Origin of the sequence: Halomonas sp. AOP13-D3-9 (assembly GCF_052379125.1) — a bacterium.
Lineage (GTDB): Bacteria > Pseudomonadota > Gammaproteobacteria > Pseudomonadales > Halomonadaceae > Vreelandella.
This window is the reverse complement of the sequence record NZ_JBQSYH010000019.1, coordinates 47,589-60,778: the sequence shown is the minus strand read 5'-3', so window position 1 is coordinate 60,778 and position 13,190 is coordinate 47,589. Positions and strand designations below refer to the sequence as shown.

Annotated in this window: 11 protein-coding genes and 1 pseudogene; 5 read left to right on the top strand and 7 right to left on the bottom strand. The window is 51.8% G+C overall.

Going from position 1 to position 13,190, the window contains the following annotated elements; all coding sequences use genetic code 11:
• Positions 1-61: 61 nt before the first annotated feature.
• From ACT3UM_RS19525 to ACT3UM_RS19510, 4 genes are read left to right on the top strand one after another with little or no spacing between them, the layout of a single operon-like run.
• Entirely contained in the window at positions 62-1,180 is a 1,119-nt protein-coding gene (locus ACT3UM_RS19525; protein ID WP_498901614.1) for an MlaE family ABC transporter permease, read from the top strand.
• A complete protein-coding gene (locus ACT3UM_RS19520; RefSeq protein WP_498901696.1) occupies positions 1,180-2,004 on the top strand; it encodes an ABC transporter ATP-binding protein in 825 nt (274 codons plus the stop codon). The genes ACT3UM_RS19525 and ACT3UM_RS19520 overlap by 1 nt, the downstream gene beginning before the upstream one ends.
• A gap of 6 nt (positions 2,005-2,010) precedes the next feature.
• Positions 2,011-2,952, top strand: a complete 942-nt coding sequence (locus tag ACT3UM_RS19515; RefSeq protein WP_498901612.1) for an MlaD family protein — start codon at positions 2,011-2,013, stop codon at positions 2,950-2,952.
• Entirely contained in the window at positions 2,949-3,569 is a 621-nt protein-coding gene (locus ACT3UM_RS19510) for an ABC-type transport auxiliary lipoprotein family protein (protein WP_498901610.1), read from the top strand. The genes ACT3UM_RS19515 and ACT3UM_RS19510 overlap by 4 nt, the downstream gene beginning before the upstream one ends.
• Positions 3,570-3,598: 29 nt before the next feature.
• Here ACT3UM_RS19510 and ACT3UM_RS19505 read toward each other — a convergent pair whose 3' ends face one another.
• The 4 genes from ACT3UM_RS19505 to ACT3UM_RS19490 form a co-directional block, all read right to left on the bottom strand.
• The gene (locus tag ACT3UM_RS19505; RefSeq protein WP_498901608.1) at positions 3,599-4,774 is read right to left on the bottom strand and encodes an HNH endonuclease signature motif containing protein; all 1,176 of its coding nucleotides are present in this window, start codon (positions 4,772-4,774) and stop codon (positions 3,599-3,601) included.
• Positions 4,771-5,496 carry an OmpA/MotB family protein gene (locus ACT3UM_RS19500; RefSeq protein ID WP_498901606.1) on the bottom strand — a complete coding sequence of 242 codons (726 nt, stop codon included), beginning with the start codon at positions 5,494-5,496 and terminating at the stop codon, positions 4,771-4,773. Before ACT3UM_RS19500 ends, ACT3UM_RS19505 begins: the two co-directional genes overlap by 4 nt.
• Positions 5,496-7,475, bottom strand: coding sequence for a hypothetical protein (locus tag ACT3UM_RS19495; protein ID WP_498901604.1), 1,980 nt, complete (start codon positions 7,473-7,475; stop codon positions 5,496-5,498). The genes ACT3UM_RS19500 and ACT3UM_RS19495 overlap by 1 nt, the downstream gene beginning before the upstream one ends.
• Before the next feature lie 930 nt (positions 7,476-8,405).
• Complete coding sequence (locus tag ACT3UM_RS19490) at positions 8,406-8,537, bottom strand: hypothetical protein (protein WP_498901602.1); 132 nt, start codon at positions 8,535-8,537, stop codon at positions 8,406-8,408.
• Between the two features lie 125 nt (positions 8,538-8,662).
• On the opposite strand from ACT3UM_RS19490, the pseudogene ACT3UM_RS19485 reads away from it, so the two are divergent.
• A pseudogene (locus ACT3UM_RS19485) lies at positions 8,663-8,860 on the top strand (IS30 family transposase); the annotation flags it as partial.
• A gap of 135 nt (positions 8,861-8,995) precedes the next feature.
• Here ACT3UM_RS19485 and ACT3UM_RS19480 read toward each other — a convergent pair.
• The 3 genes from ACT3UM_RS19480 to ACT3UM_RS19470 all read right to left on the bottom strand — a co-directional run bounded on the left by ACT3UM_RS19480 (position 8,996) and on the right by ACT3UM_RS19470 (position 13,190).
• Positions 8,996-10,834, bottom strand: coding sequence for a protein kinase domain-containing protein (locus ACT3UM_RS19480; RefSeq protein WP_498901694.1), 1,839 nt, complete (start codon positions 10,832-10,834; stop codon positions 8,996-8,998).
• Positions 10,835-10,899: 65 nt separating this feature from the next.
• On the bottom strand, positions 10,900-12,174 hold the full coding sequence (locus ACT3UM_RS19475) for a 2-oxo acid dehydrogenase subunit E2 (RefSeq protein ID WP_498901600.1): 1,275 nt from the start codon (positions 12,172-12,174) through the stop codon (positions 10,900-10,902).
• Positions 12,175-12,212: 38 nt separating this feature from the next.
• Positions 12,213-13,190 carry an alpha-ketoacid dehydrogenase subunit beta gene (locus tag ACT3UM_RS19470; RefSeq protein WP_009287805.1) on the bottom strand — a complete coding sequence of 326 codons (978 nt, stop codon included), beginning with the start codon at positions 13,188-13,190 and terminating at the stop codon, positions 12,213-12,215.

The following is a 13,190-nucleotide window of genomic DNA, read 5'->3' as shown; positions in this document are numbered from 1 at the left end:
TTTGAATGCATCATAGCCTGCTAAACAAGCGCATAGATACCCAGAGCGCCAAGGAGCTAGGATGCCAAGCGAGTGGATTGCGCGTCATGATCAAACGTTAGCGCTACAAGGCGAGTGGACGCTTGCCCATTACCACGATATTAAATCAGCGCTTACCCAGAGTGATATTGGCCAGGCAACACATGAAACTGTTTCCTTAGACGCGATCACTCGGCTAGATACAGCGGGTGCCGTACTGATTATTGAGCTGATTGGTGTTGAAAAAGCCACATCGGTCACCGAATGGGCAAGCGAACTGCCGAAGGAGCAGCAGGCGCTGCTGATCCGCATTGCCGAGGCCATGAACGCGCCGCTAGACGTAGATAAACCTTCCCACTCACGGATTAATCAAGCACTTGCCAGCATTGGTCAGCAAATGGTGGGGCTGTGGTCTCAACAGCGCCAGCTGCTGGCCTTTATTGGTCTCGTCATGGCCACCCTCTTCCATCTGGTATTGCGGCCAAGCCACTGGCGCCTAACGGCCACCGTCGCCCACATTCAGCAGAGCGGCCTTAATGCGGTGCCTATCGTCGCCCTACTCACCTTTATGGTGGGTGCTGTCGTCGCCTTCCTTGGGGCCACTGTTTTGCAGGACTTTGGCGCGACGATTTATACCATTGATCTTGTGGCGTTCTCGTTCTTACGCGAGTTCGGTGTTCTGCTGGCCGCGATTCTATTAGCAGGGCGCACCGCCAGCGCCTTTACCGCCCAAATTGGCGCCATGAAATCCAACGAAGAGATTGATGCCCTGCAAGCCCAAGGGCTAGACCCGATCGAGCTATTGGTGCTGCCTCGGGTAATGGCGATGTTAATTAGCCTGCCCATGCTCGCCTTTGTGGGTATGCTCAGCGGCTTAGCCGGTGGCGCTATGGTCACCTCCCTGTCACTGGATATTTCACTCACCCAGTTTATGGCCACGCTGCAAAAAGACGTGTCGGTGATGCACTTTTTAGTAGGGCTTAGCAAAGCACCGGTATTTGCCTTTGTGATCGCCGTGATCGGCTGCCTTGAAGGCTTTAAGGTCAGCGGTAGCGCACAATCTGTGGGCGAACACACCACCTCAAGCGTGGTTCAGTCGATTTTTATGGTGATTCTGATTGATGCCGTCGCCGCGCTGTTCTTTATGGAGATGGGCTGGTGATGGATTCAGCTAAATCGACAGAACAACCCGATCAACCGGTAATTCAGGTAAAGGGATTAGTTAACCGTTTCGGCGCCCATGTCGTTCATGAAAACCTGGATTTAACCCTTAAGCGCGGAGAAATTCTTGGCGTTGTGGGCGGTTCAGGTACCGGTAAATCAGTGCTTTTGCGTAGTATCGTTGGTTTGAAACGTCCCAATGGCGGCACGGTTGAAGTGCTTGGCAATACGCTTAACGAGCTAGACGACCAACAGCGCAGCCAAATAGAGCGGCGCTTTGGCGTGCTGTTTCAGCGCGGAGCCCTGTTTAGTTCGCTGAACCTGCAAGAGAATATTGCGCTAACGCTGATTGAACATGCCAAGCTACCCCGTGAAGATGCCGAACATCTTGCCAGAGTTAAGCTCTCGCTGGTCGGTTTACCGCCCCAGGCTGCGCTTCAGTTCCCTGAATCGCTGTCTGGCGGCATGGTGAAGCGCGCGGCGCTGGCCCGGGCTTTAGCACTGGACCCCGACATTCTATTTCTTGATGAACCGACGGCAGGGCTTGACCCTATTGGCGCGGCGGCTTTTGACCAGTTGCTGGTCACCCTTCGCAATGCTTTAGGATTCAGTGTTTTTCTGGTCACCCATGATCTGGATACGCTTTACGCCGCCTGCGATCGGGTCGCCGTGCTCTCGCAGAAGCGCGTGTTGGTGGTGGATACCATCGACAAGGTCGCGGAGACCGACGATGAATGGGTTCAAGATTACTTTCATGGGCCACGTGGTCGAGCCGCGCAAAGTGCTCATACTGCCTCTTCAACGAATGCTTACACACAGGAGTGAGGGTAGATGGAAACCCGCGCGCATCACGTGTTAATCGGTTTATTCACGCTGGGCACCGCCGCCGCGGCGCTGCTGTTTGCGCTATGGATGAGCTATGCAGCAGGCGAACGTAGCTATCAGCCTTACCGTATTCTATTTGAGCGCAGCGTGAGCGGTTTATCAGTCGGCAGTCGTGTGCAGTATAACGGTATTGAGGTAGGTGACGTCACCGAGCTTAACCTCAATCCTGACGATCCTCGGCAAGTGATTGCCAATATCCGCGTCTACGATGACGCACCGATCAAGACAGATACCCGGGCAAAACTTGCCTTTGCCAGCATCACCGGCAGCATGTCTGTTCAGCTCCATGGCGGCACCCCTGAAGCCCCACTGCTCATTGACCAAACCAATATCGAAGCACCGTTTATAAACGCAGACCCTTCGCCCATCGCTACGCTGTTTGATGAGGGCGAAGATATGATCGAAAACATCAATTCAATCCTGCAAAACGTCAACGAACTGTTTGACGATAACAACCGTGAGCAGGCAGGCAGTATTTTAACCAATATTGCTCAGATCACCGAAATGCTTGCCACCCAGCAGGACGCTCTAGACCAAAATATGGCGCTTTTCGGCGAGGCGACCCGTCAGGCGACGACCACACTCAGCAGCATTGATGCACTTAGCCAGGAAGCCACCCAGTTGCTGCGTCAGGATGGACGTCTGGTGATGGAGAGCGCTGCCGATGCAAGCCGCGATGTGGCACGTGCGGCACAGCGCATCGAGCAGTTAGTGGAGACTAACGCTGGAGCCATCGAAGGTAGCTTACAGGGTGCGCAAGATATTGCCCCGGCGCTCTCTTCGCTGCGCTCCACGCTCGATACGCTAGATCGTATTACCCGCCAGCTAGAGGAGAGCCCAACGGACTTTTTCCTCGGTCGTGATCAGGTAGAGGAGTTCCGCCCATGACATTACGCTCCACCGCCATCGCTTTAGTTAGCGCTGCGCTGCTACTCAGCAGTGGCTGCTCAATATTGCCCGAAAGTGAGCCAGCGACCCTGTATCGTTTGCCCAGTGCCGATATACAGCCCGTTACCCCCTCACCCAATTCGCTGACGACCAGACAACGTCTCGCGGTGGCTGCCCCACAAGCGGGCCATTTACTCGGCAGCAACCGCATTGTGGTCTACCCAGAGGGAAATACCGTTAATGTGTATGAAGGCGCTCGCTGGCAGGAGAATGCCCCCGACTTACTCCAGACGCGCTTGATCGCAGGGTTACAGCAGAGTCGCCTCTTTGCCAGTGTGGGAAGCGACAGCCTGCCTTCCGAGCTTCTGCTACTCAGCGAACTACGCCACTTCCAGAGCGATTATGTGACCCAGCCGCCCACGGTGAAAGTACAGCTCGATGTACAGCTTGTCAGCGCTCAAAACCGCACGCCTATTGCCACTCAGAGCTTCACCACCAGCGCTCAAGCTATAAGCACCAATATACCTGATGTGGTTCATGCGTTTGGCGCTGCTAGTGACGATCTTACTGAACAGCTGGTCAACTGGCTGGCCAATCAGCAGGAAGCCATTATTTGAAAACATAATACAGATTAACAATATACTGGTTAATCTTTGGCCTTTAGCTGTAATAGAGAGACTAGCTTTTCAGGTTGTTCCAGACATCGTTCGACATTGTAGATACGCCAGTTTTGAGACTTCGCAGCTATAGCATCTTCTTCACTGATGGCAATTCCTATTCTGACGCTAGGCCAAGCCAGTTCGATGTTAGCTACAACACCCTCGAGCTCGTCTTTAACATCTAGCCCCACCTTGGGCAAAGGTGCATTTAGAGTTTTAAGATGGTAAAGCAATCCATTGAGGCCGGGATCAGCTAGGCTGAAGACTTCTTGCCACTTTTCAATATTAGCTTTTTGTTGAACGTGACGCAGATGCGCAATTTCCTGGCGCATACTGTGCGAAACGACCATATGGTGATGATTTGGCTGCTTGCTATGGCAATCAACGCATAAAGCCTTTAAATTTTGCCCATCGTTGTCACTACGCACGCCGTTGATGTGGTGTGTATGCAGTAGGTAGTGTCGTCTCGACAGGTCGACATCACAATTTTCGCAAATGTGTTGTCGTGATTCTCGATAATGACGAGAGACGTTTTGCCAGTCTTGTGTGTAGTTTTCCGCTGCACCTGTCTCGCGGGAGGGATGATAAGGAAAGAAAGATTCATACTGCTCAAAGAATTTCACGAAAGAAAATTCTGAGAAGGCTACTTTGTTACCTGGAACAGCATACCCTCCGAAGTTTAGCTTGCGTAGACAATGCTTACAGACCCTTAGATCAGTAGTATCGGACTCTTCATGCCAACCATGACTTCGTCCGGTAATACGGAAAAATTCACTATGATCTCGCGTAACCACATAGCGCTCGAAGCGACCAGAGTCACGCATTTCTTCAAGTGTCTTACAAAAGGAAATATGCACCCTATTTCCTTTTGCTCCATCTAAACGGGCGGCATCAAAGCGTGAGCGGTGATCCTGGATGTAAAGCAGCACTTGCTGACCCTGCCAGGTCAACAGGTTGTTCTCGGTGACTAATTGGCCTAGGTCTGTAAGTTCTACCCCACCCTCAGGAATCTCAAGTTCTGGAGGCGGTGTGGTAACTTCTTTGATCTCTTTCCTTGCTAATGGTGGATTAGCATTGTGGAAATCAAATGGTTCAACCTCTACAGGTGGGCCCATGCGACTGGCTGCAGCGCGCAAAGCACTGAGGTCAATCTCAAACTTCATGAATCCGTCTCAGAAAGAATTTCACGAATTTGGCTTTCTGCATTGGTCAGGATGCGGAAGCTGACCCTGCGGGAGCGTTCATGATCTTCTTGGCCTACATCGTTCATCACTAAGTGCGAGGAGGAGAATCCTACGGCAGCAGTGGTCTGCTTAACCCAAGCTTTCTGTGACTGAGTTTCTGGTAATCGATAAAGATAGCTCAGTACTGATCGAGTCCGGTCTTGGGAAAGCTGCATATTACTGAAATAAGCCTCATCCTCGCTCACACTACTGTTCCAAAGGCTAGAGGTATGCCCTTCGATACGTACTTCATCAATGAATTCCTGAAATGGCTTTAGCACTCCAAGATAACGTGGGTAAAAATCGCTCAAAATACTCTCAAATCTGGAGCGCAAACGTGCTGACCCTGTGGCAAATAGAACCTCTGGCGACTTAAAGGTCAGTGCCAGTGTATCTGCATTAATTTCTGCCTCCCAGGTTTCGAGATCATTGCCAAACTCATCCATCAAGGCCTGATATATCGCTACCTGGGTTTCTTGATAAGCCTCAGCCACCGCTGTGACCCGATCACGCTCTTCAAGTGCATGACGCATCAAAGCAATCGAGATCAAAAGAAATACCATCATCAAACCGGCCATAAGGTCGGAGACGCTAAGCCAGTGATGCTCTTCTTCACTCCCAGCTGCACTACCACTTCCGAATAGTGTATTTAGACGACTCATCAGTAAGCACCGGTTTTAGAGGACTGCACCACCTGCTGCATTTCGTTAGTAAGCTTTTGATAGTCTTGTGTGAAGCGACCACTAATCTGACCCAGTGCATTACCCATTTCTGTCATCACGCGTTGTAACTCTTGCTGCATGCTTTCATCGATTCGTTCCATTTGAGCATTGATATGCTCGCCGGTACGGTTAACCGCCTGCTTCATGGCTGCTTCAACCTGCTGATAAGCGTTGCTGAGCTGAGTTTGGTACTGTTGGCTAGCATCTTCCAGTGCCTTGCGATGCTGGGTCTGCAGGAGTTCAAGAGCTTCGCTGGTAGAAGTTTGCGTCTTACGCAGATGGTTTTGAGTTTCCTCACTTGCCTCACTCAATGTACGGGTCATCTGCTGGTGTTCCCGGGTAATCTGCTCAATCAGCGTTTGAACTTGCTTTTCAGCACTTTCAATCCCTTTTCGATATTCTTCGCTCAGATGCAGAGCACCGTCTTTCAGTGTATTGGAATTCCCTTCAAGTGTTTCTTGCATATCGCTAAAGCGTTTACCAAGGCTATCTGCGCCCTCTTGCATCTTCATTTCAATGCGCTCTGAGCCTTCTTGCATGCGGCTCCCCATCTGCTCGCTACCTTGCGTAAGCTTCTCGACAAGGTTTCTGACATGACTGTTCACTTCCTCGTGAGTCTCACGGAAATGCCTGGCAATCTGCTCAGACTGTGTCGAGAGCTGGTCAGAGGTTCCTTGCAGAGATTCATGTACACGGTTGTAACGCTCATTTAGGCCGCTTGCGCCTTCAATCATTTCCTCATTAATACGCGCGCTACCTTGAAGCAGTTCGTCCTTCATGCGGGTACTTCCAGTCACCAACTCCTGGGCAGCACTCTTAGCGGCTTGATTTATTTCGCTGACAGTTTCCTCAACCTGTCGACGAATCTCCGGCACAGCTTCAACAGCGCGGTCACGCATATCTTTGAAGGCGGCCAGATGCGAATCAAGGTCGTTAAGTTGACGTTGAGTGGCGGTAAGTAACGTTTCGAGGCCACTCATAGTTTCGGGAATGGCCTTAGACTTTTCACTGATGACTGCCACACTGGCTTCTGTCTGTGTAATGGCGGTAACACCCTGAGCATACTGGTCACGCATCTCACCTAGTTGCTGGCGGTAATTTTCTTGCCATTCGACCAGAGACTTCACAGAGGCATCCAAGGCTTTAAAGTTCTCGCCGAACTGTTCGGTCAGTTGATTGTTGAAGTCTTGAATGACTTCCTTGAGGGCATTAATTACTTGTTCAGTCGCAGATTTTGACATCATCTCAGCAAAGTCATGCATCTGTTTCGAAAGCTCGCGAGCGAAGTCATCAAAACGTTCACGTTGGACTTCAGCATATTTACCCAGTGCTTCGGTGGCCTCGGCCTGACGACTAGTTTCTTTTACAAGCGCTTTTTGATTATCGTCCTGATGCTGTCGAAGAAGCCGAATCTGTCCTGTCAGCGTATCGCTGTCATCACCGGCAATTGCATGATGCAGTTTGGATAGATTTTCGTTCTGTTCGCGCAGTAACTGATGGATGTGTTCTGGGCCGATTTCGTCTGGGCCACTAGCAAAATCTACCTTTGGCTGTAGCCAGGGAAGACCGGTAATGATTTTGTAAAATATGGTCATTGCCATGCCAAAGAGACTGGTCATAAAGGCTGTCTGCAACCCACCGAGCAGTAAGCTTATGCTTCCATCGATATCTTCAGGGTCAAAATGCAATAAGCCTATGACGATACCTGTAAAGGTACCCAACATCCCCAACGAGGTAAGAAGGTTAGGTGTATAGTGGGTTAGGCTTCTGAGTTTATCTTTCTTGTAACAGACCAGCGCTGTTATGAAGAAACCCGCGATCAGTACAAAAAATATGTCTGTTACTGTACCAGCGTCGACAGCACGCAGAATAAACTCCATTCCTGTGGGGCCGCTCAGTAGTGCCTTGACGAATTCCATACTTCAGTTCCCTCATGAGCCCCTTAGAGCCACGTATCATTTTGATTTAATTTAATTTTAATAGAGCAAAGCCATGTCCTAAATTAATAGATGGCTGTCGTACAGAATATCACCATGGTGATACATACTAAGGCGTGCTTTAGGGCCTTCAAGCTGAAAACAATTTTTACTGGCAGTTTCGATAAAATAGTAAAAATCGCTATCAAACCCCTCTCCCGAGCTTTGCTAGGCATTTTCTGAGATCGAAAATTTTACTGATGTCAACGGAAACTCTATTGTTAAGTCGGGTATCAAGATAAAGGAAATTTTCCCGACAGCTCATTATCAGGTACGATGTAAAGCAAAATTAATTTTTCATGCGATCTGCTTCGTTCTCATGCTCAGCAAAAGAATTACCAGAGCAACACCATAGCTGGCTTGGTTAGGTTCCTTCACATTTCATGCAACGTTATGGCTTTCCACAGGTAGCTTATCGGGACAAGCTGCTGATACTGGCCTATACCACGTTACATTTAATTCCTGTATTGGAAACCGCAATAAGCAAATTCTTTCTAATTGTATTGAGCTTAACAAAAACGTACCTGCCTGTCTCTCGTTCTTAAGTCCGCGAGGGTTTCGGGGGAATTGCTGTATGACTACGAATAGGGTATGCCGTAGAGCCTGGATTCACAGAATAAGTGCAGTCAGCACTATGGAGCACTAGGTAGAGGGCCGTAGGGCCAGCGCCGACATACCGCTTGGAAAGGGACGAAGCGACTGCCCAACCTGATTCGCTTGGTCACGGGTCAATTGATGGACGAATGTAGACCCTCAGCAAATCAGTGGCTTCATGGCCAATGTCAACGTTGTTTGCGTAAGCCGTCAGTGTAACTATGCGTTAATCTAGAACGAAAAAAGCACGATGAAACATTATGGAAACAGCTCCAACTATCACGCCAGCGGCGCTATCATCGCCAATTGGCTAAGCGGACAGGATTGGGCAAGATCGAGCAGCGTCCAGCCGAGGCAGAAGAACGGTGGCATATCGGCCATTGAGAAGACGACACGGTACTCAAGGGCCATAAAAAAATCCAGATTGGTGACGCTGGCCTAAAGGATCAGAGGCTGCCTCCTGGCAGCGCTCATGCCAACGATCACCGTCAACAGAGCGGCTCAGGCGATGACGCGTGGCACCACGCTGAGGGGCAACTTTCACCTTGGATAACGGGTCGGAGTTCGCAGAGCACAGGTAAGTGACCAAGGCTTTCTTGATAACAACCTATTTTTGCGACCCGCATCTTTCAAGTCAGCGTGGCACCAATGAAAACACCAATGGCCTGATTCGCCAATATTTCCCGAAAGGGACTGACTTCCGAAACGTGTCCGAAACAGAACTAGAAAGGGTTTTAGCTGTGCAATTTCCCGCACACCTTTTAGGCTAATTGCGCCCCATTTTATATCTCCAGTTATAATGAGATGTACAACGACACAAAATACATACAGCAACGCTCGAACATGTAAAAACCATAATATACAATCACTTAAATTCTAGGATTTCTTGGATAGTACCGTTCCGGTTGGCTTGCCAGGTGGGTAAAGTAGCGGGTGTCTTTATAGGGCATTTTCATGTAGCCCGAAACGCCGAGGCCCTCGATTTGGTCTACCGAGGCGAGAATGCGCGCCAGCAGCGTGCGGAACTCGCCCTCTCGGGCTGGATCCAGCAGGCGGTAGTAGCTATGTATTTTAAGGTGCTGGGGCAACGCCTCAAAAATGATCATGCCGGTATGGTGAATATCATTGAGCTGCTGCAGCACGCGCATTATCGATTCAGGCAGTATGAGTAGCTCTTCGGGATCGGGCCCATCTTCAAAATAGCTGTGCTGACGGGTGCGATCTTCAAGCTCCGGCACCGCACTCAGCTCGTAGCCAATGGACATGCTGGATTCGCTGACAAACGCCTCATCGACAGAAGCACGTTCTAAATGAAGCGTCTGGCGGGCATTAAACAGGCAGCTTTTAAATACCCCTTGGCGATGAATTGCCCGCGCCAGATGCACCATATTATTAACCGCCTCGATAAAGGCAGGCTTGAGTGCCGGGTCGTGTAAATTTAACGACGAGTCGATATACACACCCTCCCGCTCCCAGCGTACCGCCAAGCCTCCTACCACAGGATATTTCCCCAGTCGGCTCACCGATGCCAAAAAGGCCTTTTCGGTCTCCCCCATCCCCTGCATAAACTGCTTGTAGTAGCGGTCAAGCTGCACATCGTTAACGTCATTCAGGGTTTCTTGGGCATGCTCTTCCTGTGAAAAGACTTCGCGTAGAAAGGCCTTGCGCGAGCTGTACACCACGGTATCGATCTCCTGATGCGCGGGTCGCGCCCATACAGGCACCAGCGGTACATTCAGCGATGCAGGCAGATCAATCATCACCACCCTGGCCATTCGCGGCATGTTGTTTAAAAAGTAGTCGCCGGCTTTGCGCCGCACCTGAGGGTCGGGGTCGAGCATGCCATCCAGGGTTCGGGCAAACTCCATCGGCAGACCCAGCGAACTGGCGGGAATCGCCCGATGGCCGAAGCGACACGACTGCGCTGACGCCAGCGCATACAGGGTTCCCGCCGCTCCCTGCTCATCGAACCGCGGCGATGAGAGTGCGCCGTTTAACTGCTCTTCGCCGATAAAGTAGACATCGCCCAGTCGGGCATTGGTTTGCTGCAAATTATCCGACATCAGCTCCATCACATTAGCGCCCACAAACTGCAGCTGCGCATCTAGCTGGGCAAATACCGATGAACCCCAGTCGATTAGCGCGATAGACTCGTGCTCGTTGTCATACACCAGGTTGGAAGGCTTTATATCGCCATGCACGACCGGACGAGCCTGAGGGCCTGACTCACGCCGAAGGGCGGCAAGAATATCAGCCAACTGGGCGGCGATACGCACGATCAGTCTAGGCGACAAACGTCCCCGCTTAAGCGATACCTGCTCTAAATTCCAGCCAGGGGCACGCTCCATGACTAAAATGGATTGGCCCCGGGAGCGCTGGTAGGCGATCAGGCCAGGTATTCGCGGGTGCGAGACCTGATCGAGCATGAACGCCTCCTCTTCGAGGCGCTCCTGCAAATGGGTAGGTAGGGTAATGCGCGAGAACTTAAACACGTAGTGGGCAGTAGCGCCTTGGTGGACGGTGCTTCCGGCAAATACAAAGCCGTAGGCGCCCTTGCCAATTAACTCGATGCCTTGATAGCCCAACTGGGTGAGCTGCGCCTGACACAGCGCCACCCAGTCTTTCAGCTTACGGGCATCGTGATGACTCAGCAGGTAGACCGACTGCTCTTCGGGTATATAGAACTGCTGAAGCGGTGCCTGAGAGATCATCTCTTTTCCAATGGCTATTCCAGAGGCTATTCCAAAAACTATGCCAAAAACTATGCCAAAAGCTATGCCAAATGGAGCAGCATACTGTCTGGCGCTTCCAGAAAACCTTTCCAGGTATTGCAGAAGCGTGCGATGGTCCCACCGTCGATAAAGCGGTGATCGCCCGCCCAGGTGATGGTCATAATCGCGCGGCGCTGCACGGCGCCTTGTTCATCAAAACGCGGTAGCCACTGGGTTTTACCAATCGCCACAATAGCGGCTTCCGGGGCGTTAATAATCGGTGCGGCGTAGGTGCCTCCCAGCGCACCGATATTGGAAATACTGATGGTGCCGCCTTTTAGATCCGCTTGATCGACCCGCCCTTCTCGTGCCGCCGTGGTTAACCGGCCGACTTCCCGCGCAATCTCCAGCAGGGTTAGGCGCTCAACGTTTTTAACATTGGGCACCATCAGGCCCGCTTTGCTATCGACAGCCATACCGATATTACACTGGGGATAATAATGCAGTTCATCCCCGGCGGCATTTAATTGGGCATTAACGATGGGTTCTTCGGCGACCGCCAGTGCCATAGCTTTCATAAACAACGGCATTAGCGTCAGCCGTTCACCCTGGGCTTCTGCCAATGGCTTTAAGCGCTCCCGCAGCGCCAGCAGTGCGGTCACGTCGATCTCTTCGCCGTAGTGAAAATGGGGAATGGTGCTCGCCGCTTCCACCATACGCTTGGCCATCACTGCACGCACGCCGCGCAGTGGCTCTACCCTGGGCGCGCTGCTTTCGGCTTGGGTTTTAACCGCTGCTTGGCTGGATGGGGTAGCGGTTTGCGATGCTTGGTCAAGATGCGTTAGCACATCCTCTTTTAGCACTCGGCCATCTTTTCCGCTACCCGCGATCTCCGTGAGCTGTAAGGCGTGTTCACGCACCAGGCGTCTAACGGCGGGGCTGGCGGGAACCTTGTTATATAAGCGGCCAGCAGCCGGTGTAGCTGTAGCGGTGGAGGGTTCTGCCGGCCGTTCGCTCGGCTTTTCACTGGCGGCCGATTGGGCCGTTTCTGTCTCGGCCTCACTCTTATTGTTGCTAGTCGGGTCGCTGGTCTGGCTTTCCCCCTCCACCTGATAAGCAAATAGCGGCGCATGCACTTTGGCAATCTGCCCCTGGGCCACATACAGCTTGGTGACAACACCCGCTTCGGGGGCGGTAATCTCCACCAGCGCCTTGTCGGTCATCACTTCAACGATAGGCTGGTCTTCTTCAATTTGATCGCCTTCCGCGACGCGCCACTCAACCACTTCGCACTCGACGATGCCTTCGCCAATATCCGGCAGTAAAAAATCGCTCATTGTTTTTCTCCCAATGCGTACTTAGGCATTAATAGGCGCTAAAAGTTGACGCTTTCGCGAATCGCTTCAAAAATTTTCAGGTGATCAGGCAGATACTCTTTTTCCAACACCAGCGGAAAAGGCGTATCCAGCCCTGTCACCCGGGCAATGGGCGATTCCAGGTAGAGAAAACAACGCTCTTGAATAGTCGCGGCAATTTCACCGGCAAAGCCGCCGGTTAAGGGGGCTTCATGACTCACCACGAGCCGGCCGGTTTTCAGCACCGACTCAGCCACCGTATCCGCATCCCAGGGCAACAGTGAGCGCAGGTCGATCACTTCACAGGCGATGCCCTGCTCTTCGGCTAGCTCGACCGCTTTGCCGATCACCTCCATCTGCGCGCCCCAGCCCACCACGGTAATATCCGTGCCCTCTTTGGTGATTTCGGCTTCGCCAATGGGTAGCTGGTAATCCTCTTCGGGTACTTCACCGACTGAAGCGCGATAAAGACGCTTCGGCTCCAGAAAAAGCACCGGATCCGGATCGCGAATAGCCGCAAGCAGTAGCCCTTTGGCCTGATAGGGGTTGCGCGGCACCACCACTTTCAGACCGGGCGTATGGGTGAAATAAGCTTCGGGTGATTGAGAGTGATACAGGCCACCGGCGATACCGCCGCCGTACGGGGTGCGAATGGTCAATCCGCCGACGTTGAATAGATCCCCTGAGCGGTAGCGAAACTTAGCCGTTTCGTTAACGATTTGGTCAAACGCCGGAAAGATATAGTCGGCAAACTGTATTTCTGCCACAGGCACCGAGCCTTGGGCTGCCAAGCCGTTGGCAAAGCCGATAATGCCCTGCTCGACAAGTGGCGTATTGAAACAGCGCGCTTTGCCGTACTTCTCCTGCAGGTGGCTGGTGGCCCGAAATACACCGCCAAAAATACCCACGTCTTCACCAAAGCAGATGACTTTTTCATCCTCTGCCATGGCGATATCCAGGGCGTTATTGATCGCCTGGAGCATATTCATTGTGGCCAT

Bases quoted from the DNA above. Each gene is read 5' to 3' on its own strand.
- ACT3UM_RS19515 (WP_498901612.1), top strand. From the start codon at position 2,011: ATGGAAACCCGCGCGCATCACGTGTTAATCGGTTTATTCACGCTGGGC.
- ACT3UM_RS19495 (WP_498901604.1), bottom strand. From the start codon at position 7,475: ATGGAATTCGTCAAGGCACTACTGAGCGGCCCCACAGGAATGGAGTTT.
- ACT3UM_RS19525 (WP_498901614.1), top strand. From the start codon at position 62: ATGCCAAGCGAGTGGATTGCGCGTCATGATCAAACGTTAGCGCTACAA.
- ACT3UM_RS19490 (WP_498901602.1), bottom strand. From the start codon at position 8,537: ATGGCCCTTGAGTACCGTGTCGTCTTCTCAATGGCCGATATGCCACCG.
- ACT3UM_RS19500 (WP_498901606.1), bottom strand. From the start codon at position 5,496: ATGAGTCGTCTAAATACACTATTCGGAAGTGGTAGTGCAGCTGGGAGT.
- ACT3UM_RS19470 (WP_009287805.1), bottom strand. From the start codon at position 13,190: ATGGCCACAATGAATATGCTCCAGGCGATCAATAACGCCCTGGATATC.
- ACT3UM_RS19475 (WP_498901600.1), bottom strand. From the start codon at position 12,174: ATGAGCGATTTTTTACTGCCGGATATTGGCGAAGGCATCGTCGAGTGC.
- ACT3UM_RS19505 (WP_498901608.1), bottom strand. From the start codon at position 4,774: ATGAAGTTTGAGATTGACCTCAGTGCTTTGCGCGCTGCAGCCAGTCGC.
- ACT3UM_RS19520 (WP_498901696.1), top strand. From the start codon at position 1,180: ATGGATTCAGCTAAATCGACAGAACAACCCGATCAACCGGTAATTCAG.
- ACT3UM_RS19510 (WP_498901610.1), top strand. From the start codon at position 2,949: ATGACATTACGCTCCACCGCCATCGCTTTAGTTAGCGCTGCGCTGCTA.